General features: G+C 37.7%; 21 protein-coding genes. 14 read left to right on the forward strand and 7 right to left on the reverse strand.

Going from position 1 to position 26,889, the window contains the following annotated elements:
- The first annotated feature begins 52 nt into the window (after positions 1-52).
- A complete protein-coding gene (locus IW15_RS09105; RefSeq protein WP_185097419.1) occupies positions 53-1,249 on the forward strand; it encodes an MFS transporter in 1,197 nt (398 codons plus the stop codon).
- A gap of 33 nt (positions 1,250-1,282) precedes the next feature.
- Here IW15_RS09105 and IW15_RS09110 read toward each other — a convergent pair whose 3' ends face one another.
- Positions 1,283-1,759 (reverse strand): Dps family protein, encoded by a 477-nt coding sequence (locus IW15_RS09110; protein ID WP_034710728.1) that lies wholly within the window; start codon positions 1,757-1,759, stop codon positions 1,283-1,285.
- 31 nt (positions 1,760-1,790) lie between these two features.
- Positions 1,791-2,171: a SpoIIAA family protein gene (locus IW15_RS09115; protein ID WP_034710729.1), complete on the reverse strand. Its 381-nt coding sequence runs from the start codon at positions 2,169-2,171 to the stop codon at positions 1,791-1,793.
- 109 nt (positions 2,172-2,280) lie between these two features.
- Between IW15_RS09115 and IW15_RS09120 the strand changes: the two genes are divergently transcribed.
- Positions 2,281-3,492, forward strand: coding sequence for an NAD(P)/FAD-dependent oxidoreductase (locus tag IW15_RS09120; protein ID WP_228384334.1), 1,212 nt, complete (start codon positions 2,281-2,283; stop codon positions 3,490-3,492).
- A gap of 97 nt (positions 3,493-3,589) precedes the next feature.
- Here the strand turns inward: IW15_RS09120 and IW15_RS09125 are convergent, their stop codons facing one another.
- From IW15_RS09125 to IW15_RS09140, 4 genes are all read right to left on the reverse strand, one after another.
- Positions 3,590-4,786, reverse strand: a complete 1,197-nt coding sequence (locus tag IW15_RS09125) for a vWA domain-containing protein (protein WP_034710730.1) — start codon at positions 4,784-4,786, stop codon at positions 3,590-3,592.
- A 17-nt stretch (positions 4,787-4,803) separates the two neighbouring features.
- A complete protein-coding gene (locus tag IW15_RS09130) occupies positions 4,804-6,408 on the reverse strand; it encodes a DUF4139 domain-containing protein (protein WP_034710731.1) in 1,605 nt (534 codons plus the stop codon).
- A gap of 150 nt (positions 6,409-6,558) precedes the next feature.
- Positions 6,559-7,236: an SIMPL domain-containing protein gene (locus IW15_RS09135; RefSeq protein ID WP_034710732.1), complete on the reverse strand. Its 678-nt coding sequence runs from the start codon at positions 7,234-7,236 to the stop codon at positions 6,559-6,561.
- Positions 7,237-7,424: 188 nt separating this feature from the next.
- Positions 7,425-9,179, reverse strand: a complete 1,755-nt coding sequence (locus IW15_RS09140) for an amidohydrolase family protein (protein ID WP_034710733.1) — start codon at positions 9,177-9,179, stop codon at positions 7,425-7,427.
- A gap of 190 nt (positions 9,180-9,369) precedes the next feature.
- Between IW15_RS09140 and IW15_RS09145 the strand changes: the two genes are divergently transcribed.
- The 4 genes from IW15_RS09145 to IW15_RS09160 all read left to right on the forward strand — a co-directional run bounded on the left by IW15_RS09145 (position 9,370) and on the right by IW15_RS09160 (position 13,277).
- Positions 9,370-11,163, forward strand: coding sequence for a tetratricopeptide repeat-containing sensor histidine kinase (locus IW15_RS09145; RefSeq protein ID WP_034710734.1), 1,794 nt, complete (start codon positions 9,370-9,372; stop codon positions 11,161-11,163).
- Between the two features lies 1 nt (position 11,164).
- Positions 11,165-11,887 (forward strand): PA3715 family protein, encoded by a 723-nt coding sequence (locus IW15_RS21965; RefSeq protein WP_051881875.1) that lies wholly within the window; start codon positions 11,165-11,167, stop codon positions 11,885-11,887.
- Positions 11,888-11,923: 36 nt separating this feature from the next.
- A complete protein-coding gene (locus IW15_RS09155) occupies positions 11,924-12,658 on the forward strand; it encodes a LytR/AlgR family response regulator transcription factor (protein ID WP_034710735.1) in 735 nt (244 codons plus the stop codon).
- Between the two features lie 73 nt (positions 12,659-12,731).
- Positions 12,732-13,277 carry a lipocalin family protein gene (locus tag IW15_RS09160; protein WP_034710736.1) on the forward strand — a complete coding sequence of 182 codons (546 nt, stop codon included), beginning with the start codon at positions 12,732-12,734 and terminating at the stop codon, positions 13,275-13,277.
- 57 nt (positions 13,278-13,334) lie between these two features.
- On the opposite strand, the gene IW15_RS09165 is transcribed toward IW15_RS09160, so the two are convergent.
- Complete coding sequence (locus IW15_RS09165) at positions 13,335-13,808, reverse strand: DUF7832 domain-containing protein (protein WP_034710737.1); 474 nt, start codon at positions 13,806-13,808, stop codon at positions 13,335-13,337.
- Between the two features lie 121 nt (positions 13,809-13,929).
- On the opposite strand from IW15_RS09165, the gene IW15_RS09170 reads away from it, so the two are divergent.
- The 8 genes from IW15_RS09170 (at position 13,930) to mutY (ending at position 26,851) form a co-directional block, all read left to right on the forward strand.
- Positions 13,930-15,180, forward strand: a complete 1,251-nt coding sequence (locus tag IW15_RS09170; RefSeq protein WP_034710738.1) for a CinA family nicotinamide mononucleotide deamidase-related protein — start codon at positions 13,930-13,932, stop codon at positions 15,178-15,180.
- 81 nt (positions 15,181-15,261) lie between these two features.
- A complete protein-coding gene (locus tag IW15_RS09175) occupies positions 15,262-18,660 on the forward strand; it encodes a glycosyltransferase (RefSeq protein WP_034710739.1) in 3,399 nt (1,132 codons plus the stop codon).
- A gap of 76 nt (positions 18,661-18,736) precedes the next feature.
- Positions 18,737-20,794 (forward strand): M13 family metallopeptidase, encoded by a 2,058-nt coding sequence (locus IW15_RS09180; RefSeq protein WP_034710740.1) that lies wholly within the window; start codon positions 18,737-18,739, stop codon positions 20,792-20,794.
- Between the two features lie 200 nt (positions 20,795-20,994).
- Positions 20,995-23,088 (forward strand): M13 family metallopeptidase, encoded by a 2,094-nt coding sequence (locus IW15_RS09185; protein WP_034710741.1) that lies wholly within the window; start codon positions 20,995-20,997, stop codon positions 23,086-23,088.
- Between the two features lie 269 nt (positions 23,089-23,357).
- A complete protein-coding gene (locus IW15_RS09190; protein WP_034711079.1) occupies positions 23,358-23,804 on the forward strand; it encodes a type VI secretion system contractile sheath small subunit in 447 nt (148 codons plus the stop codon).
- A 22-nt stretch (positions 23,805-23,826) separates the two neighbouring features.
- Entirely contained in the window at positions 23,827-25,188 is a 1,362-nt protein-coding gene (locus tag IW15_RS09195; protein WP_034710742.1) for a DUF5458 family protein, read from the forward strand.
- Between the two features lie 63 nt (positions 25,189-25,251).
- Positions 25,252-25,725, forward strand: coding sequence for a hypothetical protein (locus IW15_RS09200; protein WP_084681390.1), 474 nt, complete (start codon positions 25,252-25,254; stop codon positions 25,723-25,725).
- A 91-nt stretch (positions 25,726-25,816) separates the two neighbouring features.
- Entirely contained in the window at positions 25,817-26,851 is a 1,035-nt protein-coding gene (gene mutY / locus IW15_RS09205; protein ID WP_034710744.1) for an A/G-specific adenine glycosylase, read from the forward strand.
- Positions 26,852-26,889: the final 38 nt, after the last annotated feature.

Consider the following 26,889-nt stretch of genomic DNA (forward strand, 5'->3'; position numbering starts at 1 on the left):
AAATTGAATTTTTCTATCGAATTTTGCACATTCAAATGAAAGGTTAAATAATATGAAGATTGATAGAAGAATAATCCCGCTCGCCATAGGAGGGTTGGGGATTGGAACAACGGAATTTACCGTAATGGGGCTGCTGCCTGATATTGCCAAAACATTACAGATCACCATTCCGGAAACGGGACACCTGATCTCTGCATATGCCTTGGGAGTAGTAATTGGTGCACCGCTGTTGATAGGATATTCTGTAAAATTCCCGCCTAAAAAAGTATTAATTGCATTGATGGTTATTTTTACCATATTCAATGCATTGTCTGCTATAGCTCCAGATTACACCACAATGCTGATTATCAGGTTTATGTCCGGACTTCCTCATGGAGCATTTTTTGGAGTAGGAACGGTAGTGGCTGCAAGAATGGCTGGAAAAGGAAAAGAAGCATTTTATATATCACTCATGTTTACCGGGCTTACCGTTGCCAATCTGGCGATGGTTCCGTTAGTAACGTATATCGGGCATACTTTTCACTGGCGGTGGTATTTTGCCATTGTAGCGGTGATCGGATTATTTGCCCTCTTATTTTTAAAACTCTGGCTTCCTCCGTTGGAAAGAAATGAAGACAGTCATTTTCTGGAAGAGTTAAAATTCCTGAAAGGGAAACAATCCTGGCTGGTACTTATGATTACAGCGATAGGATTTGGAGGTCTTTTTACCTGGTTCAGTTATATTACCCCTTTAATGACGGTAGTAGCCGGGATAAAAACCAGTCAGATGGCTTATGTAATGATCCTTGCAGGAGCGGGTATGGTGGTAGGAAATTTAGCCGGTGGATTTTTATCGGATAAACTGGGACCTGAAAAAACCTGTTCATTATTGCTTTTCCTGATGATGATTTCTTTAGGGGGAGTATTTTTCCTTTCGGAATATCAGAGTATATCTTTAGGACTTACGTTTATCTGCGGTGCTTTATCCATGTCTGTTGCTGCACCGATTAATATCATGATGATGAAAGCCGCTCCAAAAAGTGAAATGATGGCAGCTGCGTTTATGCAGGCCGCTTTTAATATTGCCAATGCAATGGGAGCATTTTTCGGAGGAATTCCTCTGGAACATGGATTATCTTACAATTACCCTTCGTTAGTAGGAGTGGGAATGACGTTTATAGGACTGCTGATCAGTCTGCGATATATGTACCTGTACAAATCATCTAAAGTAAATGAAATAGAAGTGGAATGTGTTCCATGTGACAAATAAAAAAAGAGAAGCAATAGCTTCTCTTTTTTTATATTAATCTTTGAAATATTTTCTAAGCTTCCAGGCCATCTTTTCATGCTTCTGCATTAGTTCTGTAAGGAAATCTGAAGTTCCTGCATCCCCATATTTTTCCTCCGTGTCATCTACAAATTTTCTCAATGCTCTTACGATCGCTTCATGATCTCCTACCAGTTCCTTCAGCATTTCCTGATTGGTAGGTATTTTTCCCGGATTTTCTTTTAACTGGGAACCACTGGCAAATTCTGAAGTAGTTCCGATAGCGGTTCCTCCCAAGGTGCTTATTCTTTCTGCGACCTCATCAATACTTTCTGCAACCGCAGTATACTGTTCTTCAAAAAGAAGATGGAGTTCCATAAAATTATCTCCGGATAAATTCCAGTGGAATTTTCTCAGTTTGATATAAAGAATATTTCCATCTGCCAGAACAGTATTTAGAATGGTATGGACGGCTTTTAAGTTTTTATCTGTAATTCCTAAGTTAGGTTTCATATTGTTATTTTTAAGTGTTGATGTAATAAATTTATGCTTCTACTTCATTGCCGTTTTTGCACCAGTACAGCGCATTGTATAAATTTTCTTTCGGGAAAGATTTAAACTCTCCGGGCATTAACACACTGAAAATATCAGTGAAATTCTGCACGCCTTCTTTATCGGTGACAATAGCAGTTCTGTTCCACTTGGTTAAGTTTTTTAATCCTAAGAAGACATCCTGAAGCCATGCTCCCATGGTAAAATTATCCAGATCCGTATCCAAATACAATACGTAATTCAGTTCATCAAACTGTTCTACTTTTTCCTTCACCCATGGAATAACAACTTTTTCAAAATCTTCTTTCGTTATTTCTCCCGTTGCATTAAAAGCGGCAACATTTTCCGGAGCGTCTGGTATAATCGTTATCATAGTACTATATTTTAATGTGATTTATATTATGTTAACCAACAAGAAGTGCACCATGAATAGGTGAGGGATCGTTAAAATATTCATAAATATTCCTACTTTAGTGTAAAATATGAATATGGATCTTAAATCGAATGAGCCATTTTGGTTGTTGAAAAATGGACTTATTGAGTCTTATCCCTCGTTAAAAGCAGATGGAGAATGCGATGTTTTAATCATTGGCGGCGGAATTACGGGAAGCCTTATTGCCCATCAGATGCTAGAAGACGGATATAGTACCATTCTTATTGACAAACGTGAAGTTTGCAACGGCAGTACCTCTGCAACGACTTCTATGCTGCAATATGAGATTGATGTTCCGCTTTTTGAATTAATAGAACAAATAGGAGAAAAAGGAGCTGTTGAAAGTTATAAAGCCTGTTCAAAAGCAATTGATACAATTGACGAACTTGCAAAAAAAATCAAGTCTGATGCAGGATTTAAAAGAAAAAAATCACTGTATTTTGCGGCTAAAAAGAAAGATGTTGACTGGCTGAAAAAAGAGTTTGTCGCGAGAAAATTGGCAGGTTTTGAGGTGAAATGGCTCGAACCGGATGAGATATTTGAGAAATTTGGTTTTGAAAAGACGTACGGCGGGATTGTTTCGAAACAAGGAGCAAGTATTGACGCTTTTAAATTTGCCCATGAATTATTGGAATATAATGTCAAAAAAGGGTTGCAGGTTTTTGATAAAACAGAAATGAAGTCTGTCAAATCTGGCAGAGATTATAATCTGGTTTCTACAGTCAACGGACCAACGATTAAAGCGAAGAAAATCATCTACTGTGTTGGCTATGAAAGCAAAAATATGATCAAAGAACATTTTGTAATGTTAAAAAGTACCTATGCAGTAGTATCTGAAATTGATCATGATAAATTCAAAAATATTACGGGTACACTGGTCTGGAACACGGATGATCCTTACATCTATATGCGTACAACAGACGACAGAAGACTGCTGATCGGAGGCGGAGATGAAGATTTTTATGATGCTGAAAAACGGGACAGCCTTCTGAATACAAAAGAAAAATCGATTTTAAAATCTTTGAAGAAGATAAAACCCGATTATGAATTCTATACAGACTTTGTATGGGCAGGAACTTTTGGAGAAACAAAAGACGGTTTGCCATACATCGGGGAACATAAAAAATTTAAAAACTCTTATTTTGTATTGGGATTTGGCGGAAACGGCATTACTTTTTCTGTGGCCGGAATGGAAATGGTTTCCCTGTTTATGCAGAATAAAAAGCATCCATTAACGAAATATTTTAAATTCGGAAGATAAAAAACAGGTGGCTGAGATACTCGAGGCCACCTGTTTTAGGTTTAAATAAGAGTTTCAATTGCTGGGTAATTGAGATTATGGAAAATTCTTGTTATCATTATGAGCTGTATCCATTCTTTTTTGCCAGTTCCAGAATAGATCTTTCAATCGCTTTTCCCAGATCGTCTGAATCTGAATTTCCCCGCTTTTTCATTTCAAGATCGATATATTCCTGACGTTTTCTAGACAATACTTCAATCTCTTTTTGAATTTTTCCGCGTTCAGAAGATTTTAGGGCAACAGCTTTCTGTATTTCTTCCTTACTTTTTCCTTTCAGTTCTGCAGGAAGTTCACTTTCTTTAACAGAAGCCATGAAATCTTTATCCTGTTCTGCCTTGTCCACCAAATCCCAGTGTTCATTGTTGTAGGCATTTTTCTTAGATTTCGCTACGGTTCTCTCCACAAAAGTGGCTGCAGACTGCACTTCCGCATTTTTGTCCTGCTGCATCTGTTTGTTTTTGTATTCGGAGCCATGGCTTCCATAATACAGATAAGTGCTGTTCAGTTTTGCATTCGTATTAGAGATCAGGACATCATAAGGAGTTTCAACAAAGAACACTTTTCTGTTGCTGTCGATATTAAAATACTTTCCGCTTCCCAGGGTTGCTCCGTTCTGCCAGAACGTTTGGATTCCTTCCTGTTTGTCTCCACAGAAAATGGTATTAGTATAAATATTCTTGCTTCTTGCTTTTTCGATCACTTCTTTATAATTGACTCTTCCCTGGTCAAACGATTCATTTCCGGCAATATAGATCAGCTTCATACTTTTCTCATTGCTGTCCCAGTTTAGATTCATGGCAGCATCTCGAATCACGGCGCCACAATATTCGCTTCCGCCATTGGTTCTTAATGCAAAAAGCTTTTCGGATACCAGATCCAGATCCTGGGTAAGGGGAGTCACCTGCCGGATGTAGTTTTCATCGCGGATGCCGTCATTTCCATATTCGTAAAGAGCGATTTCAATCTGCGGAGCCTGGCCATTGTACTTTAAGGTGGTTAATGTATTAACGATGTTCCAGAGTCTGGATTTTGCCTGATCAATCAGTCCGTCCATACTGTTTGAGGTGTCCAGTAAAAGAGCAACCTGGATCTTATTCTCTTTTGCTGCCGCAGGAATAGGAGCTAAAAACGCATTCTGTATGGGTGCTTTTTGATGTGCAATAGTGCTTTTGGAAGAACATCGTACATCTGAAAGGTTGCCGGCGCTTAAAAAAGCAGTACCTGCAGCCAGGGTAAGGATTTTTAAAGTTGTCATAATTTTATTCTTTAAGGTTATCTGCTGTAATATTGTATATGCATTTCTTTTGGGTATTTCACTTCATAAGAGAAGGTAATGGTGTCTATGGTTCCGGTATTGAGTTTTCTGTTCCAAAGGATGCTTCCTGTTTTTTCATCAAGGATTCCGTCGCCGATAGCTAATGCTTTTACCAGGATCTTGGAATTTTCACTGATCGGAAGCTGATCCAGGATTTCCAGTTCGATACTTTCTTTCGTGTTATTTCTGATACTGATTTGATAAGATTCCGTCTCCCATTTATTGGTGTTCATGGTTTTCTGAGAGGTTTTGTCTTCCAGCTTTATTCTTTTGACAACAATTCTTTCATCAACACCCAGGGAAATCGGGAATTCATCTTTTACATAATTGCTGGTAATATTGGTTTTTCCGATATAGTTATCTTCAAAATAAATATTGGCTTCCCCGGAAATCAGGTTTAGGGTCTGCCAGTTTTTCACAAACGCCATTAGGAATACCTGATTATTCAGCTTCGGAACGGTATGGTATTTATACGTTGCATCAATCTGCTTTTTATCAAGAATCACGTACTGTTCTTTTTCCTGGCTTACAATCGTTTGGCTGTAATTCAGTTCGTACATCATATTCATCTGGTTATCGGAAACTACAGCGACAGGCACCTGGCTGGGTTGTACAACATCTGCTCTCATCTGGTAAGAATTGACTTCGGCAGATACTTTTTTCATTTTGTAATCAGCAACTTCTGATTGTGAATTATATCCAGTGTATTCAGCAACATACAATGGTGATAAAACAGGTCTGTTCTGGTTGTAGGAAGGCCTGTAGGTAGAAACGAACAGCTTGATATTGTTCCAGTCCTGACCCGTTTTCTGATAAATTTTGCCTTTATAAACCATTTCCAGCGGCTTTTTCACAGATTCTGCGCGAAGGTCATAAGAAGGAACCCATCCTGCATTGGCGACAATATAGCTTATACCTAACGTCAGATTGGTTTCACGATCTGCAAGAATTTCAAGGACAAGCTCTTTTGTGTTGGGATTTTTATGTTTCTGCTCTTCTGTAAAATCTTTGTTGATTCTGGCGACGCTCTCATCTAAAATACTTTTTTGTTCATTAAGCAGAAAGGTCTGGTTGTCGATCTCCAGCATTCTTTTCCTATAAAAATCAGTCAGCTTGATCAGCTGTTCCTGAGGAGTAGACCTGTCGTTAGTGGAAATTTTCAGATTGTCATTAATGATTTTCTGTTCCCCGGATAAAGTATTGATTTGGATATCCAGAATATTAATCTGCCGCTGCAGCTTTTTCCTTTCATTATCCAGGTTCTTTTCTGTATCCGTCAATTCATCATTTTTCAAAATATTATTCTGAGGAGTAATGGAAAGAAGGGTAGTACTTTTTTCAAGATTGATTTTATAAGTGTTTTCATCAAGATCATTAGGTAGATTGACGATTTTCACCTTATTTCTTCCTTTTTGAAGACTCACATTCGTTGTGCCGAACACTTTTGCACCCTGCAGGAATACGGTGGCCTGCTTGATGTCAATTTCCTTTTTGATTTCCTGAGCTTGAGCTCTGAAGAGAGAAACTGAGCCGATTACGAATAGTAAAATATAGCGTTTCATAGTATATTGTTTTAAATTCTATGGTAAAATTATCTGAATTAAAGACTGACTTTTTGGAGACTTGGTGAAAGGGTATTTTGGCTTGGTGAAGCTTGTAAAAAACAAAAAAAAGAGGCAGCTCTTTCGAACTGCCTCTTATCATGTTATGATTTAAAGAATTTCATATCTTGTCTTGATGCTGTATTTCAGCTTGATGTTTTCTATATTATCGAAAGAATAGTCTGCTGCCGTATCCGCAGCTTCCAACTGTACATTGGCCATGGCTCCTTTTCTGTAAGCAACCGGCATAATGGTATCACTGGTGTAGTCTTCAATTTCTACAATTTCCAGAGGAGTTCCTGTTTTTTTGCCGATGCTTTCCAACAGGTAATCTGCTTTTTCTTTCGCGGCTTTTAAAGCGTTGATTTTAACTGCTTTCTTAAAGTCTGCAATTTTGGTGTTTTTTATTTCAGCAATATTCAGGTTGCTTACCCATTTCTGATTCAGTTCTTCAAAAAGCTTACTGATATTGGTTTTTGCACTTGCTTTAAACTGAAAACTCTTTGTAAACTTGCCTGTTTTGGCATATACATTCTGGTACATCGACTTGAATTTGATGTCTTCATTTTTCACTCCATTATTTTTGAGTGTTTCAAATAACAGCTTTTCATTATCGGCCAGCTGGTTTTTGTTGTCTGCTTTTATTCCGATGCTGAAGATGATTTCATCCGGTTCTACTTCCATTTCGGCAACGCCTGTTACTTCAATTGCGTTTTTCTTTATTTCCTGCGCGTTGATAAAACTTCCTGCAGTTAATAATCCGATCAATAAAAAATGTCTCAATTTCATAATTTCTGGTTTTAAATTCTACTGTAAAATTAGGCAGATTCAGAACCGGAAACCGGGAGACTTGGTGAAACAGAGTTTTCACTTGGTGGAGGAATGAACGGGCGGGCAAGTGACGATGGTAGAGAGAAAGAGTAAAGAATCAAGATCTAAAAACTAAAAACCAAACACCATCAACCACCACCCAACCATCAAGGCAGAAAATAAACCTTCGAAATTTTATCATTTTTTATTTCATAGATGGCTGTGGCTTCCATTTTTCCGGGGCGGTCTAATCCTGAAACTATTTCCTTATCAATCACAAAATTTCCGTTGATGATCCTTTCTTTGATCTCACAGTGAAGATCAGTCAATGTACTGAACATATTGGTGTAGGTTTTGCGCATAGTTTCTTTTCCTTTACTCAGCAAAGTGTCAGGGAAAGTGTATAATTCTACATCTTCTCCATAAGGTTCCAGGAAAGCGTCAATATTTCTTGCGTTATAACCGTTTACCTGCTGCTGTACGAGCATTTCTGCCGTTACTTTTAGAATGTTGTCAGCGGGCATTGCCTGTCCATTTTTAAAGACCATATCAATATCAGTAAGATGATCCAGATTTTCAACCGGGTTAGAGCGCAGCAAGACAAGGTCAGCTGTTTTACCTTCAGTGATGCTTCCCAAACTGTTTTCTGTATTAAAAATCTTTGTTGGGTTAATCGTTGCAGACTGTAAAACCTGCCAGTTGGTGAGACCGCTTGCTTTCATGGCTTTCAATTCTTCGATCAATGAAGTGGCATGCTGGGTGCCAATATTTCCGGCATCGGTACCTGCTGCAATCGTAACACCGCCATCCATTAATTTTTTTAGATTAATTCTTCTTATCTCATTGGTTGTATTTACATGATCAATTACTTTAGGGGAAGTCACCTGTGCTTTTAGCCTTCGGATCATCACTGAATCATCAGAATGCGACAGATATTTCAGGTCATCAATAGAGCCGATGGTCTTCGGGTTGGAGTTTTCCAGTTCGTAGGTCGTATAGTTTTTATGCTGTCCAAAAGTACTGTAGTAATTATCCATTACCGTAAGGGTAGGGCTTACAATAACGTTTCTGGATTTCAAAAGTTTTACAAAATCATCAGAAACCACTTCATCTTCTATATCATGAACCAGAAAATTAGCACCATTTTGTACAGCAATTTGTGCTGTAAAGCGTTCAGTGGCATGTACGGCTACTTTTAGATTGTTTTTATGAGCTTCATCAATAACTGCTTTGATCACCGGTTCCAGTTTTTTAGCCTGCTCTTCCTTTTTTTTGCCTTCTCCAAATACGATATACCATATTTTAATGCAGTCAGGGTGATAAGGAAGCTGTTCCTGAACCAGTTTTTTAGCATCTTCTACCGTTGATACCAGTTTAAAAGGTTCATTGTTACCAAGGTTTTTAAATACTTCTGGCTCATAAGTGGTAATCAGAGGGCCAGACATATATACAGTAGGCAGATTTTTTTTATTTTTAAATGAATCCCTAAGTGAGAGAAAATGGTAAGTGGCGCCCGGATCAATCACAGTAGTAATTCCGGATTTAAGGTAACGCTGGAGCATATCTTCCATGTGAGATTGTGTCCAGGTAATCTCTTTGTCATAAGGAACCTGTTTTCTAAGATCCAACGCATCAGGTCGTGTATAGAGACCGCCACTCTGAAAAAAGTGAACATGAGAATCCGTCATGCCGGGAAGCAGAAATTTGCCTTCTCCATTAATAATATTTGCCCCCTGCGGAATTTTCATTTTTTTTCCCGGTTTGATGGATGTAATAATGCTGTTACTGATCATTACAGTTTGGGCAGGAATGATTTTCTGATGGACTACATCCACGATATTGACATTTTGAATATACGTTTGTGCATCGGTCAGATTGATACAGAGAAATGCAATCAGCAGGAGTTGTAGTTTCTTATTCATGGTTTCGGTCGAGTTTTTGGTTATCTTACAAAGATAATAAAAGAGCCAACTTGCAACATGACTATATTGTAAGGCAATATTGTACAAATATTTTGAATCTGAAACTTGGTGAAGGGAAGCTTTCACTTGGTAAAGAATGGGACACTATATCCAAAGTTTTAGTTACTTTGCAGTAAAGATCTGAAATTCTGTGAAATCACTTTTCAACATACTATTCATTGTGCTCCTTGCGGCTGGAAATTTTTCTTTTGCGCAGGATTCTACGCAGGTGGATAAAGTACTTAAATCTGCTTCAAGACTTAAAAAAGCCGTTGATAATAATGATAATAAAGGAGTTGCTGATACATATGTAGGCATTGCCAATGATTATTACAACCAGGGAAATTATGCAAAAAGCGAAGAATTTCTGGTAAAAGCCAAAAATATCTACCAGCGTTTAAATGATAAGAAAAATCTTGAAATGGTAACCCGGAAATTGGCTCAGTCACAGGAAAAGCAGAATAAAATAACACCAGCCATCATTAATTACAATATGGCTGCGGACATGAATCACTCAGAAAAAAGCAGGGCAGTTAACATCAATGATGCCACAAGACTTTCTTCTCCTACACAGGAACAAAAGGCGGAAGCCATTCAAAGTAATATAGACATTAGCCTGAAAGATAATAAAAAAGCGGACCTGGCGGCAAGCTACAGCCAGATGGCGGATATTAATATTCAGGAGAAAAATACGCCTAAAGTTGAAGAAAATCTCAATAATGCCTACAAGATCTCAAAAGAAGAGGCACCGCAGCAGGCACTGGAAATCAATCAGAAGCTGACTAATTTTTATGTGACGAACAAGAACTTCGACAAAGCGATTGAAGCAAAAAAGAAAGTCCTGAAAGAAGATTTTGTTAAAGATAATTCTCAGGAAAAAGTGAATCAGATTCAGGAACTGGCAGATATTTATATTAAAAAAGATGATGCAGGAGAAGCGATTGTTTTGTTGAAAAATGCTTATGACATCGCTCTGGAGAAAGGGCATACACTGGAAGCCCAGAAAAGTGTAAAACGACTCGACAGTTTATACAATGTTTCCGGAAATACCGATGCTTCGATGAAGTTATACCGTGATTTTCTTGGAAAATTGCCGGATATTGTTTCCAAAGACAGAAGTCTGATCGATAACAAAATTCTGGAAGATACCGAACAGCGAATTTCACAGCTGGAAAAAGAAAAAGGATTAAAAGACGAGCTTATCCGGAAGAAAAATGTCTTCAATTATAGCTTAATTGGAGTCCTGATCCTGTTGACAGGATTGATTATTTTTATTTTCAGGACACTCAAAAAGGTTCAGATCAAAAATAAAAAAATTGCCTTGCAGTCGCTTCGCAGGGAAATGAATCCTCATTTTATTTTTAACAGCTTAAATAGTGTCAATCATTTCATAGCCACCAATAACGAACTGGAAGCCAACCAGTATTTAACAAAATTCTCGAAGCTGATGCGTGGAGTGATGGAAAATTCAACCCAGGATTTCATTCCTTTCCAGCAGGAACTGGATTTGCTTGAAAATTATCTCGCGCTGGAAAAAACACGTTTTGCCGATAAATTCGATTATGAAATTGTGGTCGATGAACATCTGAATATGCAGAGTCTTTTGGTTCCAGGCATGCTGGTACAGCCGTTTCTGGAAAATGCCATCTGGCACGGACTCCGCTACAGAACTGAAAAGGGATTTTTAAAACTGAGTTTTGAAAAAGGTACAAGTGATTTAAAAATTACCGTTGAAGATAATGGAATAGGAATTGAAGAAAGTAAAAAACAGAAAACGCAGCATCAAAAAGCCAGAGAAGGCAGAGGAATGAAAAATACATTGGAAAGGATTCAGCTGCTTAACGATCTGTATAAAAATAATATTACCTGCGTGATTAAAGATAAAGATCATAATAGCGGGGTTTTAGTGACCATCACTATTAATTTAACATCAAATAAACACTAACGTGAAGAAAAGTATACTAACATTCATCTTATTATTATCCTCATTAGCAGGTATTGTTTCCGGCCAGGAAATCAATGCTGCACGCCTGGAAAAAGTGCTGGAAAATTTAAAACTTGACAAAACAAAAATTAAAGAAGAGTTTTGTACAGAAAAGAAAATGCCCAATGCAGAAGATTCTTATATCATCGTTATTCCTGTTTTACAGGGAAAGGAAGAGGAGGATATGTTTACTGTACAGAATTTTATTTTGATTACAGATGAAAATGGAGCTATTAAAAATAAATATTTCGATCCTGAAGAAATCATTTCTGATGCTATTATGTTGCGTGGGATTACCATAGATACAGGATTATACAGCATTAGTAACGGAATCCGTGCTTTTGGGGTGAAAACCAATTTTGAAGGCAGCAGCAGACCCAATCCGTATTCTTCAGAAGAAATTTCAATGTATTATCCTGATGGGAAAAGTCTTAAAAAAGTTCTTAATAAGTTCAGCTTATATTCAAGCGGCGGAGAATGGGATACCAATTGTGCCGGTGAATTTGATGACAGTCGTTCTGTGATTATTGTAGATAAAGCAAAAACGAACAGTTTTACAGATCTTAAAATTAAAACGATATCTACCACCACAAAAAATAAAGTAGTGAATGGTGACTGTAAAGACTCTCAAACCTCAAAAACCGGTTACAGGGTTTTACGATTTAAAAATGGGAATTATCAATAAAATATCATCCGCTATATACTCTCAAATACCCTGAAAATGAAGATAAAAGCAGTAATCGTAGACGATGAGGTCATTGCAAGAGAAGTGTTAAGGAATTATCTTACCAAATACTGTCCTCAGATTGAGATCCTTGGCGAAGCAGAAAACAGTAAAGAGGCTGTTACCCTCATTGCAGAAATACAGCCGCAGCTCGTTTTTCTGGATGTGGAAATGCCTTATGGAAATGCCTTTGATGTCTTAGAAGCAACCAGTGAATTCTCCTATGAAACCATATTCATTACAGCCTTTTCTCAATATTCTCTGCAGGCACTTAATAAATCTGCAAGCTATTATATTTTAAAGCCCATTGATATTCAGGAGCTTATTTTGGCCGTTAATAAAGTGGCAGAAAGCATTGAAAAGAAAGAAGAGCTTAACCGAAACAAAATTTTACTTGAAAATCTGAAATTAAAACCAGAAAAGCAGCAGCTGATTCTGCCTACATTACAGGGTTTTGATGTCGTGAAAATAGAGGATATTGTAAGATTGCAGGCAGATGGAAACTTTACCCAGGTGTATCTTACCGACGGTTCAAAGAAAATGGTATGCCGTTTCCTGAAATATTTCGATGACCTGCTTGAAGTTCCCTTTGTAAGAGTACATCGATCTCATATCATCAATACCAATTTCGTGAGGTCCTATCATAAAAGCGGAACGGCAATGCTTTCCGACCAAACCGAAATTGAAGTTTCAGGCAGCTTTAAAGACCAGTTTTTAAAAGTTTTTTCCTAGAATTTATCTTTCTTTAACATCATAAAGGCATTGTTTTTGAAGATTTATAATAACCACAAAAACTTGTATTATTATGAAAAATCTTCACAAAATTGCTATTCCCGTCTCGTTAGGTATTTTAGGTCTTGTGATCTTCAATTCATGTTCTTCAGGAGGCATTACGAAAGGGGCAACGGCCGTTACGAATTTCAATGCTGAAAAATATTTGGGAAGATGGTATGAAATTGCCCGTTTCGACTACAGATTCGAGAAAAATATGGACAATGTTACCGCCACCTATACCCAAAATCCGGATGGAACCATCCGGGTAGATAATAAAGGATACGACTACGTTAAAAAAGAATGGAAAGAATCCATAGGAGAAGCTAGATTTGTAAAAGATAAAACTGAAGCAAAGTTAAAAGTTTCTTTTTTTAAACCTATTTGGGCAGGATACAATGTCATAGATATCGATGAAGATTATCAATATGCTTTGGTAGCCGGAAGCAGTCTAAAGTATCTTTGGATTCTATCCCGTACCAATACCATTCCTGAAAGTATTAAACAGCGTTTTTTGGAAAAAGCAAAAAAGATCGGATATAGCACAGATGAATTAATCTGGGTGAAACATGATAAATAATGATATGCAAAAAGACGAAAGGGCAAATTTGGATTCAACAGATTTGCCCTTTCGTTTTTACATTTTCTTATATTCTTTCCATTCTTCAAAACGCTGGTCGATGACAGGTTTGATCAGTTCATAGTTTTCGAAAGTATCTTCAACGTGATAAAAACTTTCATACTCGAAATTATGTTCCTCTGCTTTTTTATCAAAAACAGCTGAATAGTCATCCCCAAAAGAATTGTATTTTTTCGCGAAACTGGTGTCATCCGTATAATAGTCGCGGGCAAAATGGTTTCCCGATTCATTAAGATCATGCTCCGAAAATTTTTCATCACACAAATCAATCAGAAATTCTGCTCCGGTCATTTCTTTTCTTTTTACCCTTTCAATTTCATCAGTGGCATCTTCGTTCAGTTCCTCAGATAAAAAATTATTGTTAATGCACCAGGTAAGAAACATTCCGATATGAGTAGATGCATTTTCTTCAGAGAGATTTTCAGGATATTCTCCACCGTAATGCCATGAGGCATCATCGTATTTCGCCATTTTAGAATTTTTAATGATAGTTTTAAACAGTATACTCCAAAGATATAAAAAATCGTTTTATGTTGCTGTAACCATAGATTTTTCCGTCATTTGTAAAAAGATTTTTTTTCAAAAACTACTTATGGAAAATGCTGTTCTTATTACGATTGGTGATGAAATCCTTTCCGGAAATACAATAGATACCAACTCTAATTTTATTGCAACCGAACTTAAAAATATTGGTGTAAAAGTCACCCAGATCTTTACAATTTCTGATGAAATAGAAACCATTAAAAACACCCTGAGGAAAGCCTTTGAAATGGGAAGCCTGATCATTACTACAGGCGGTCTAGGGCCTACCAAAGACGACAAAACAAAAAAAGCACTAGCCGAGTTTTTCAATGATGAACTTGCTTTGGATGAGGTCACTTTTAATCATCTTAAAGGCTATATGGAACGAAGAGGACGTATTGAAATCCTGGAGAGAAACCGCGAGCAGGCTTTTGTGCCTACCAAATCTACCGTTTTCCAAAATCAGTACGGCACGGCGCCCTGCATGATGATGGAGCAGGACGGGAAACTATGTTTCAGTCTTCCAGGCGTACCTTATGAAGTAAAACCCCTGATTAAGGATCAAATTGTACCTTATTTAAAAAATAAATTCAATCTTAATTATATTACGACAAGAATAATTTCTGTAGTAGGCATTCCCGAAAGTATATTATCAGATACTATTGAAGAATGGGAGCTTGCTCTTCCTAAGCATATAGCACTATCTTACCTTCCGATCGGGACGCGTGTAAAACTAAGGCTTACCGCCACAGGAGAAGACGATCAGGTGTTGCAGCAGCAGCTTGAAGAGGAGATTCAAAAGTTATTTCCATTAATCGGAAATCATATCATTGCAACCGTTGAAGATAAGATTGAAAAAATCCTGGGTGAATTATTAACAGAAAGAAAATTAACGATTTCCACTGCAGAAAGCTGTACCGGAGGAGAACTGGCAAAACTGATCACTTCAAACTCCGGAAGTTCAAAATATTTTGTGGGGGGTATTGTACCTTATGCGGCAGAAAAGAAAATCCAGATCCTGAATGTTTCCAAAAAGACCATCGATGAGTATACCGTGGTAAGCGAGCAGGTGGCTCAGGAAATGGCAGCAGGATGCCAGCAGTTGTTTGGAACTCATATTTCTTTATCCACAACAGGAGTTGCCGGCCCGGGGAAAGGAGAGGACGGGAATGAAGTAGGAACGGTATTTTACACTATCAAAATCAATAAAGAAGTTTATAATTATAAGCTGTATATGCCTCATTTAGAAAGAAATGACTTTGTAGGTTTTGTTTCGCAAAAAATAATTCAGGATTTGGTAGGCATACTTATAAAAGATTAAGTTTTTTATTTTAATTTTATTTTAATTAAATATTACACGGGTTTTCATGCTTTTTGAACACCCTTCGAAAAAATATAAAAAGTGGAAAATTCAAAACAGATTTTTCAAACCAATAATAAAAAACGCTGGAGAAATGTACAGTGGGGCAGCCGTATTTTTATCTTCGTCGCTGTATTGCTTTTTTTGGCATTAGGTTTAATGATGAAATTGGACAGAAGTCCGAAAATCCCGTTCAAAGAAGACTATAAAGCCGTAATCACGGCGAGTAAGCCTTATCTGCAGGAGAATAAAATTTCTAAAGAATATAAAGGGTTCAGAAATTTTATTTCTGAAAAAACGATCCATACCAACCTCTCTAAAATTGAAATAGCCAGAGCAGCCAGACTTAAAAATCAAAACAAAAACTGGAATCAGTTTCCGGGCGGTATCCGCTCTGCATTTTATGTGGCATGGGACCCGCAGTCTTTAATGTCTTTGAAGAGAAATATCAAACACATTAACCTCGTTTTTCCGGAATGGTTTTTCTTAGATCCTAAAACAGGAGATTTAAAAACGAATGTAGACCCCGAAGGCTACAAGATTATCAAAAGAACCGGAATTGCTGCCATGCCGATATTGAGTAACAACTCCGACAGAGAATTCCGTGCAGAAGGATTGGCCCGCGTACTGCAGGATCCGAAAAAAAGAACGCAGCTTATCCAGAAAATTACCCAGCAGTGTAAAAAATTTAATTTCAAAGGAATCAATATCGACTTTGAAAACATGAATCTTGATTCTGATGAAAATCTCATTGCCTTTATGAAAGAGCTTTCAGAAACTTTCAAGCAGAATCAGCTCCTGGTTTCTATGGATATCATGACCGATAATGACGATTATAATATTGAAAAGCTTAATCCGTACGTTGATTATTTCGTATTGATGGCCTATGACGAATATTCTGCTGACAGTGATGCAGGTCCTATTTCATCCCAGAAATGGATTGAATCTCAAACGTCCAAAATTTTAAAGAAAACAACCCCAAATAAAATTATTTTGGGATTAGGTGCCTATGGATATGACTGGAGTGTCAATAAAGATGAAAATACCTCAGTAACCTACATGCAGGCTATTACTAAAGCTCATGCAAGCAAAGCGGTTATCAATTTCAATGATGATACTTTTAATTTGGATTATTCCTATACGGATTCTAATAATAAACTACACAATGTATTTTTCAATGATGCAGCTTCTATTTTCAATACCATGCGTTTTTCTTCAGAATATCCGCTGGCCGGAACGGCACTTTGGAGACTCGGAAGTGAAGACAGCCGGGTTTGGAATTTCTATGATAAAGACCTTAGCTCTGCCGGACTTTCCAACTTTAGTTTTAAAAGTTTAGAGAATGTCAAAGGCCAGACAATGGTGGATTATATTGGTGACGGAGAAGTTCTGGATGTATTGAATACGCCTCATGACGGGAAAATAGCATTGGAAACGGATGCCAAAGAAAAGATTATCACGGATGAAAATTATGTGACTTATCCCAGCTCTTATGAAGTGAAAAAATATGGTTCAGCGCCTCAAAAACAATTGGTACTGACTTTTGATGACGGACCGGATGAAACATATACACCTCAAATCCTGGATGTATTATCAAAATACCATGTGCCTGGCGCTTTCTTTCTTGTCGGTCTGAATGCAGAACAAAATCTTCCGCTTGTTAAAAGAATCTACCGGGAAGGACATGAGATCGGAAATCACACTTTTACCCATGAAAATGTGGCTAAAGTAAGTCCTGAAAGAGCCATACTTGAGTTGAAACTGACAAGACTTCTTATTGAATGTATTACCGGGCACAGCACGATTTTGTTCAGAGCGCCCTATAATGCGGATTCTGAGCCTACGACTTCAGAAGAGATTATTCCTGTGGCATTGGCAAGACAGCAGAACTATCTGGATATCGGGGAAAGCATAGACCCTGAAGACTGGCAGCCTGGGATTAAATCAGATGAAATTGTAAGACGTGTACTGGCAGGAATCAAGCAGGAGAGAGGAAATATTATCCTGCTGCACGATGCCGGAGGTGATACAAGAGCAGAAACGGTAAAAGCACTTAAAATTCTTATTCCGATGCTGCAGAAACAAGGCTATCAATTCACTAATCTGGCGACTATTTTACATAAATCGAAAGCAGAATTGATGCCCGAAATTCCTAAAACAAAGTCATATTATGTTATGCAGCTTAATCTTGTGCTGGCAACAGCCATCTACGGGATAAGCCATTTTCTGGTTGCTCTTTTTACCATTTTTATTGCCTTGGGATTGATCCGGTTGGTTTTAATGGGCTATTGGGCATTTAAAGAAAAAAGAAAAGAAAATAAATTGGGTGGTTTTCCGGTATTGGCTTCTTATCCGAAAGTCTCTATCATCGTACCGGCTTATAATGAAGAAGTCAATATTGTATCCTCATTAAACAGCCTCTTAAAACAGGCGTATCCTAATTTTGATATCATCATGGTGGATGACGGAAGTAAAGATTCAACCTATGAAAAAGCTAAAGCAGCATTTCCGGATCATCCTAAATTAAAGATTTTCACCAAACCAAACGGCGGAAAAGCCACCGCTTTAAATTTTGGAATTTCCCATACCGATGCAGAATATGTAGTATGTATCGATGCCGATACCAAACTGCAGCAGGATGCCGTACAATATCTGATTGGCAGATTCCTGAATGCTGATCCTGAAGAAAAAATAGCAGCTGTAGCAGGAAATGTGAAAGTTGGAAATAAAGTCAACTGGCTCACCAAATGGCAGGCGATTGAATATACCACCAGCCAGAACTTTGATAGGCTTGCTTACGCATATATTAATGCCATTACCGTAATACCGGGGGCTATTGGTGCATTCAAAAGATCAGTTATTGGAGAAGTAGGCGGATATTCATCCGATACCCTGGCGGAAGATTGTGATATTACAGTGAAAATTCTAAGAAAAGGATATACTGTTGCCAATGAAAACAGAGCGGTTGCGATCACTGAGGCTCCGGAATCCGTACAGCAGTTTTTGAAACAGCGTTTCCGTTGGACTTATGGAATTATGCAGATGTTCTGGAAACAAAAACAGACATTTCTTACCCCCGAATACAAAGGATTGGGACTTTGGGCCATGCCGAATATTTTATTGTTTCAATATATTATTCCATTTTTTTCACCGTTGGCGGATGTGCTGATGTTCTTTGGGATTTTATCAGGAAACGGATCGAAAATATTTACGTATTATCTCCTGTTTCTTTTTGTAGATGCCTCTCTGGCTTTCGCTGCTTTCATCATGCAGAAAGAGAAATTAGGCAACCTTTTCTACATTCTTCCCCAAAGATTTGGGTATAGATGGCTGATGTATATCGTGCTGTTCAGAAGTTTAAGAAAGGCTTTGAAGGGAGAAATGCAGGCTTGGGGATTCTTAAAAAGAACTGGAAATGTAAAAGAGACGGTGGTTTCTTAATTTTATGTAAATTTGTTTTCGTTAAAAAGTAACAAATAATTAAAAGACTATACATATTGTATAAATTGTTATCATAATGAAAAAACTAACGCTTTCTTTGTTTTTACTAGCTGGAGTTTGCTCACTAAATACAGTGAGTGCTCAGGCTAAAGTAACTAAAACAGCAGTAAATGCCTCAGATAAAGGTTTAGACCTTAGCCTGATGGATACCTCTGTTCGCCCACAGGATGATTTTTATAATTACGTGAGTGGAACATGGATGAAAACTGCCAAAATTCCTTCCGATAAGCCTACTTGGGGAAGTTTCAATAAATTGGCTGATGATACAGACAACCATTCAATGACAATCCTGAACTCTCTTCTGAAAGATAAATTTGCTGACGGAAGCGAAGGGAAAAAGATTCAGGATCTGTATGCGAACTATATGAATATGCAGAAGAGAAATGCAGACGGAATTAAACCTATTCAGGACAACCTGAATAAAATTGATGCCATCAAAAATCTTGCTGACCTTCAGAACTATCTTACTTCAGTAACGAAAGACGGAGAAAATATTTTATATGGATGGGGTGTAGATGCAGATCTTAAAGACTCTAAAATGAATGCCGTTTACTTAGGAAATGCTTCATTGGGGTTAGGAAGAGACTACTACCAGAAAGTAAACGAAAAAAACACAGAAGCTCTTGCTGAATATCAGAAATATGTAGCTTCTATGTTGAAAGAAATAGGATATAAAAATGCTGATGAAGCAGCAAAAAATATCGTTAATTACGAAAAAAGCATTGCTCAGACCTATCTGACGAACGAGCAGAGCCGTGATAATACCCTTCAGTACAACCCAAAAACTATGACAGAACTTTCTGCTTTGGTAAAAGGAGTTGATATTCCTGCATATTTGAAAAAAGTAGGCGTAAGCACAGATAAAGTAATTATTGGGGAACTTGGATACTACAAAAACTTTGATAAGTTGGTAAGCGCTCAGAATCTTCCTGTAATTAAAGATTATCTGAAATTTCACATGATTCACGGAAGTGCTTCTTACCTGAGCGAAAAATTAGGTGATATGAAATTTGCTTTCTATGGCAAATACCTGAGAGGTCAGCAAGAGCAGAGAGCACTTAACAAAAGAGGATTTGAAGTAATCAATAGTACTTTGGGTGAAGCTTTCGGTAAATTATATGTTGAAAAATATTTCCCGGCTGAAGCAAAAGCTCAAATGGTGGAACTAATCGACTACTTAAAGAAAAGCTTTGCGGTTCACATCAATAACTTAGCTTGGATGTCTTCTACAACGAAGGAAAAAGCAATGAACAAACTGAACAAGTTTACCGTAAAAGTTGCTTATCCGGACAAATGGAAGGATTATTCTAAATTAGATATCGTTCCTGAATCTAAGGGAGGAACATTGTATAAAAACCTTCAGGATATTAGTCAATGGCAGTACAATAAAGACCTTGCTAAAATCGGAAAACCTGTTGACAAATCAGAATGGGGAATGACTCCTCAAACGGTAAATGCTTACTATAACCCGGTAAACAACGAAATCGTATTCCCTGCTGCTATCCTTCAGCCGCCATTCTTTAACCCGAATGCTGATGCTGCGGTTAATTTTGGTGGAATTGGTGCTGTAATCGGACACGAAATGAGCCACGGATTTGATGATTCAGGTGCTCAGTTTGATGCTGATGGAAACCTGGTAGACTGGTGGACTCCTGAAGATAAAGCAAACTTCGAAAAAGCAACAAAAGCGCTTGCTTCACAATATGACAAATATGAGCCTGTAAAAGGAACTTTCGTTAACGGAACTTTCACAAACGGAGAAAATATTGCAGATTTAGGTGGAGTAAACATCGCTTACGATGCCCTTCAAATGTATCTGAAAGACAAAGGAAATCCTGGAAAAATCAGTGGATTTACTCAGGATCAAAGATTCTTCTTAAGCTGGGCAACCGTTTGGAGAACGTTATCAAGTGAGAAATACATGGTAAACCAGGTGAAAACAGATCCGCATTCTCCTGGATATTTCAGAAGTTTCGGACCGCTTATTAATGTTGATGCATTCTACAAAGCATTCGATGTGAAAGCCGGAGATAAATTATACAAAAAACCGGAAGAAAGAATTAAAATCTGGTAAAATATAAATACAGACCGCTCAGAAATGAGCGGTTTTTTTATTGCTGAAAGTTAGAAATACACCATCGGATTTATAATCTATTATGCTCAGTCATATCTGTTAAAAATTGCTTTATTCTCAAATTCTCCTGCTCTTCCCATTCTATATTCCCGAAATTCGTATATTTGATAAGTTTGTGTACAATCAAAAAAATTATCTTAATGAAAAAGCTGACTATCGGGATACTCGCCCTTTCGGGGATCGTGTTTTTACAATCATGCGGCAGTGCAAAAAATACTGCAACTACTGAAAAAAAACCTGAAATTATGGTAGATAAATCCTCTGCAAAACAAGTGAAAGAAGAAGGAATCAATATATCTTACATGGATAAAACCATTCGTCCGCAAGATGATTTTTTTAGTTACGTGAACGGGAATTGGGTGAAAACCACTCAGATTCCTTCCGATAAAGCAAGCTGGGGATCTTTCAATGCATTGAGAGAAAATGTGGATGATGCCTCTCTGGATATCTTAAACAAAATTTTATCTGAAAAATATACCGACGGCTCCGAAGGACAGAAAATTCAGAACCTGTATGCATCTTTTATGGATGTAAACAAAAGAAACGCCGATGGTCTGGCTCCGATCAAAGGAGATCTGGCTAAAGTAGATGCTATTAAAAACCTTAATGACCTTCAGAAATACCTGCTGGATGCCACAAGACTTGGAGATAATTCTTTCTACGGATGGAGAGTAAGCGCCGATATGAAAGATTCCAAAATGAATGCCGTATACCTTGGCGGTCCGGATCTTGGGCTGGGAAGAGACTACTATCAAAAAGTAAGCGAGGCTAATACAAAAACATTAGCTGAATATCAGCTGTATGTAGGTAAGCTATTTGGTGTTTTAGGATATAAAAACTCTACAGAAGCTGCACAAAATGTAGTGGCTTTTGAAAAACAGCTGGCCAACTATCTTTTAACCCTTGAACAAAACAGAGATGCTAATCTGAGATACAATCCTAAAAATGTATCAGAACTATCCGGTTTAGTTAAGAATGTAAACCTTGCAGGCTATCTTTCAGACGCCGGTGTGAAAACGGATAAAGTGATCATCGGTGAACTGAAGTACTATCAGAATATGGATCAGTTTCTTAACCAAAAGAACCTGCCGTTATTAAAAGATTACTTAAAATATCATATCATCAACGGGAATGCCAGCAACCTGGATGCAAATCTGGAGCAGATCCGTTTTGATTTCTATTCAAAATATCTTCAGGGTCAGAAAGAACAGCGTCCGATGGATAAGAGAGGTTTAACTCTTGTTAACAGTGTTCTTGGGGAAGCCTTTGGTAAATTATACGTAGAAAAGTACTTCACTCCGGAAGCAAAACAGCAGATGGAAACCTATATTGATTATATCTTGAAATCATTCAAAACCCATATCAATGACATGGACTGGATGTCTGCTGCAACCAAAGTAAAAGCACAGGAAAAACTGTCTAAATTCACAGTAAAAATCGCTTATCCTGATCAGTGGAAAGACTACTCACAACTGAAAGTGGACGCCCCTGCCAAAGGTGCTACTTTATACTCCAACCTGCAGAATGTAGCCGCATGGCAGTATCAGAGAAGCTTAGATAAAGTGGGGAAACCTGTTGATAAATCAGAATGGGGAATGACTCCACAAACAGTTAATGCGTATTACAGCGGATCCAATAATGAAATTGTATTTCCTGCAGCCATCCTTCAGCCGCCTTTCTATAATCCATTAGCAGATGCAGCAGTTAATTTTGGAGGAATTGGAGCCGTAATCGGGCATGAAATTTCTCACGGTTTCGATGACAGTGGTTCCCGTTTCGATGGTGACGGAAATCTGAACAACTGGTGGACAGATGCAGACCGTAAGAACTTTGACGCAAAAGTGGGACAGCTGGCGGCTCAGTATAATGCTTACGAACCTGTAAAAGGAAGTTTCGTCAACGGGAAATTTACCAGTGGAGAAAATATTGGTGACCTTGGAGGGGTAGCCGTAGCATATGATGCCCTTCAGATGTATCTTAAAGATCACGGAAATCCGGGAATGATCAGCGGATTTACACAAGATCAGCGGTTCTTCATGAGCTGGGCAACTGTCTGGAGAACAAAAGCAACAGACCAGTATATGGTGAATCAGGTGAAGACAGATCCTCACTCTCCGGGATACTTTAGAGCGTTCGGCCCTTTGGTAAACCAGGATTCTTTCATCAAAGCATTTGATATAAAACCTGGGGACAAAATGTATAAAGCGCCTCAGGACAGAATAAAAATTTGGTAACATAACCAAAAATTGTTAGAAAAGAAAACGCATCAGAAATGATGCGTTTTTGTTATTTATTTTTCATAGTTTAGTGATATCATAAAATAGTAATGTAAACCTGTTTTTTGTAAGGAAAATTAAATAGTACAAGAAAAATCTTGACAAAATTTTGTATGTTACAGTTTTTTTTTAAATTTAAACACTGGATTGGTAATTTGTTTGATTCATCTGCAAATTACTCAGGTACAGATATTAACCAAAATCAAAAATCTCAAAATAATAATAATATGGCAATGTTTAATTATGGTGTTGGCGGCAACGAGGTAAAAGTAGACGCTAATGAAGCTATTCAGGAAATACAGGAGAATAAGTCGCTGATAGTGAGCCAGCTTACTACCGACGAAACCTATAACCCTGAAATTGTAACAGGATTAAAGACTGTGGACGACGTCTTCAAACATTTCCAGCCTTCTGTTGCAGTACAGCACGAAACGGAAGACGGCAGTGTAGTGGAAGAAGAATTCCGTTTTCAAAATCTTGCGGATTTCACTCCAAAAAATCTTACTCAGAAATCAAATTATTTACAGCAACTCAGCGTAGAACAGGAACAATATAACAAGATTGTACGCCAGCTGAAAACGAATAAAATTCTGCGTAATATGCTGGAGAATGAGCAGACAAGAGCTGCTTTTATCGAAGTATTGAAAGATGTGGCCCAAGAACTTGAAAAATAATTTAAAGACATTACACTAAATCATGGATAGCAAATTACAGGCGGCTGAAAGCCAGCAACAAGGACAACAGCAACATTCAGGACAACCGAAAGGGAATCCTCTTGCCGAACTCAATAAAATTGGAGGTTTCGGATTTGTTGAATCTGTTGTAGATGGCATCGCCAATATGAACCCTACAAGAAAGGCAAGGAAAGAAATATTCCTTACCGACAGCAATAAAACAGATGAAAGAAAAGAACTTCTTCAAAAGATCAATCTTTGGATGAATCTTTTAGAAGGTGGTGAATCTGCAGATAAAATGGCCGATACCTGCAAAAATAAAGCACAGCAGGCTGACCAGAATTTAAAGACGAATTTAAAAAATACGCTGGATTCAGTTCGCCAGCTGGAAACAAGCTACAGAACCGTAGCTCAGTTCTACAAAAATACAGAATTGGATAAAGTAGACAATGTAAGCATTGTAAACGCAAGTCTGGAACAGGTTTCAGATTTGGATAATCCTATCTTTATCGATGCGATCGCAGAAGAATTCAAAAGCTATTACGACCGTTTAGACCTTAGAGACAACTATTCAATCCTTGCCATTCCCGGATACTTAGGCTCCAATAAAGTCATTGAAAAATGGGCGAAGATCTGTAATGAAAACAAAGTCATGATGGTGACGGATTTCGCGAATCTGGACAAACCGGATGATGTTGTAGATTTATTCCATTCTGCAAACCTTACAGGCGGAGAACTTCACAGAAGTAACGTGATCATGACGTGTAACTGGCTGGTAGGCCGCGGAAGAGCTGAAGAAGTAGGAGAAGAGGAGAATGTAGAGCTTCCGCCTTCCACTTCATTAGCAGGAAAAATCCACAAAACATTGATGTCTCAGGTAGCTGCTGGTAAAAAGCATGGAAACATCAATGAAGTAGATGCCGTAAAATTCGAATTGAAGAAAAGTGAAATTTCTCAGTTGGAAAAAATGGGACTTGTACCGATGGTTAATGAATATGGTAAAATTATGGCATTCTCAGCCAAAACATTATTTACAGGAGACAACATCGGTCTTCAGACCTATTCTGTAGTTAGAGTATTTGACTATGTGACAAAAGTTTTACTGGATTTCCTAAACAGAAGAGCTTTCGAAAACTGGAATGCAAAAAATGAAGACGATTTAAGAAGACAGATTGTAACATTCCTGGATGGTATCAAAGGAGCAGACAAACTGATCGAAAAATTTAAGATCGTTCGTTTTGAACAGGATAAAGTAAACAAAGACAGAGTATGGCTGGATATCCGTTTAACCCCTTATTTCCCTACAAAAAGTTTCGTTATTAAACTTGACGGACACAAAGGAGATGATGGTAACGAATGGGATGCAGAGTACATTCAGGATTAATACACCCCTAATTTAAAAATAAAAACCGATGCATCATACATCGGTTTTTTTCTACCAAATTATATGAAAACTAATGTGATTAAAAAAAGACTTGCCTGTGCTGTACCCATACTTTTACTTTTTCTAATGACAGGCTGTAAAAAGGAATACGAAAGACCCGATCATTATGAAGTAGACCTGTTTGAGAAGGATCGCAAGGAAGGAAAAGCCTACATCATGAATGAAGAAGAATGCTTTGATGGCAGCGAAATGGTCATTACAAGTTCCACAGTAAAGCTTGCCGATAGCTCAAGTGGTCGTGGGAGACCATTTTACATCTATAAAGTAAGCTCCGGAGAGACGATGAAAACCGTACGGGATACCGTATTGAATTATCCGTTTCAGTTTCTTTCCAATCAACGGTTAAAATTAAAAGAAGGTCCCATATATGTCTATCTGAAAAAGCTTGATGGCTATCGATTTATTGCTAAAGAGAGAAATATTAATTATCAGTGGCTGAAGACTGCGCCTGTGTATTCTGTGCAAAAAGATAAATAAGCTTATCTTTGCATCATAGAATAACTCTGGAGTATTTCAGAAATAACTACCTGAGGAAATTCTTTTAAATATTTAAAACAGGCTAAGGTTTTTGGAAAAAAATAATAGAGATGCAGCTTTTCTTCAAGTAGGGAACAAGCTTCTGGATTGGTATAAGAAAAATGCGAGAGATCTGCCTTTCAGACAGACGAAAGATCCTTATAAGATCTGGATATGCGAAATTGTATTTCAGCAGACGAGAATTAATCAGGGATTGAATCATTACAATAATTTCATCAAGAGATTTCCGGACGTACAAACTTTGGCAGCAGCTGAAGAAGATGAGGTTTTGCTGTATTGGAAAGGGCTGGGGTATTATTCCCGGGCTATCAACATCCATAAAGCGGCCCGCCAGATTATGAATGAGTATCAAGGTACTTTCCCCTCTGAGTATGATGAAATCCTAAAGCTAAAAGGCGTTGGTAAATATACGGCTGCAGCTGTCTCAAGTATCTGTTTTGGAGGAAGAATGCCGGCAGTGGACGGAAACTTTTACAGAGTATTAAGCCGTGTTTTTGCAGATGATTTTGATATCTCGAATTCCAGGGCATTTGTTTATTTCTCTGAACTGGCGAATCTCGTGATGCCCGAAAATGTTGGGGATTTTAACCAGGCGATGATGGATCTGGGTTCTGAAATTTGTAAGCCGAAAAATCCTCTGTGTGGAGTATGTCCGCTTAACAAAGACTGTTTGGCATTTTCTTTAAATAAGATCTCGGAATTTCCGGTAAAAACAAAGAAGGTGAAGACTGAAAATCTTGATTTGACCTATTATTTTGTCCATCGGAACGGTCAGTTTCTGATACAGCAAAGAAAAGACGACTTCATCTGGAAAAAATTATTTGAATTTTTACCTGCCATTTCTGCGGAACTGGAACCCTTTATCAAAAGCTCAAAAACAATCAGTCATAAACTTACCCATAAGAATGTGAACATTGAAATTTATGATGTTGAGGTAGATTCGGAGACGGTCTGGAATGATTTTACAGCTCAAAATGAATACCTCATTACCGACCTAGAAGGCTTCCATCATAAATCTTTTCCCAAACCTTTGGAAAACTATGTCCAAAACTCGTTGAAAGACTGAAATTTGTCTTCCGAAATCTGAAATCTAATTTGTACTTT

This window comes from Chryseobacterium soli (assembly GCF_000737705.1).
In the GTDB taxonomy this organism is placed as follows: Bacteria; Bacteroidota; Bacteroidia; order Flavobacteriales; family Weeksellaceae; genus Chryseobacterium; species Chryseobacterium soli.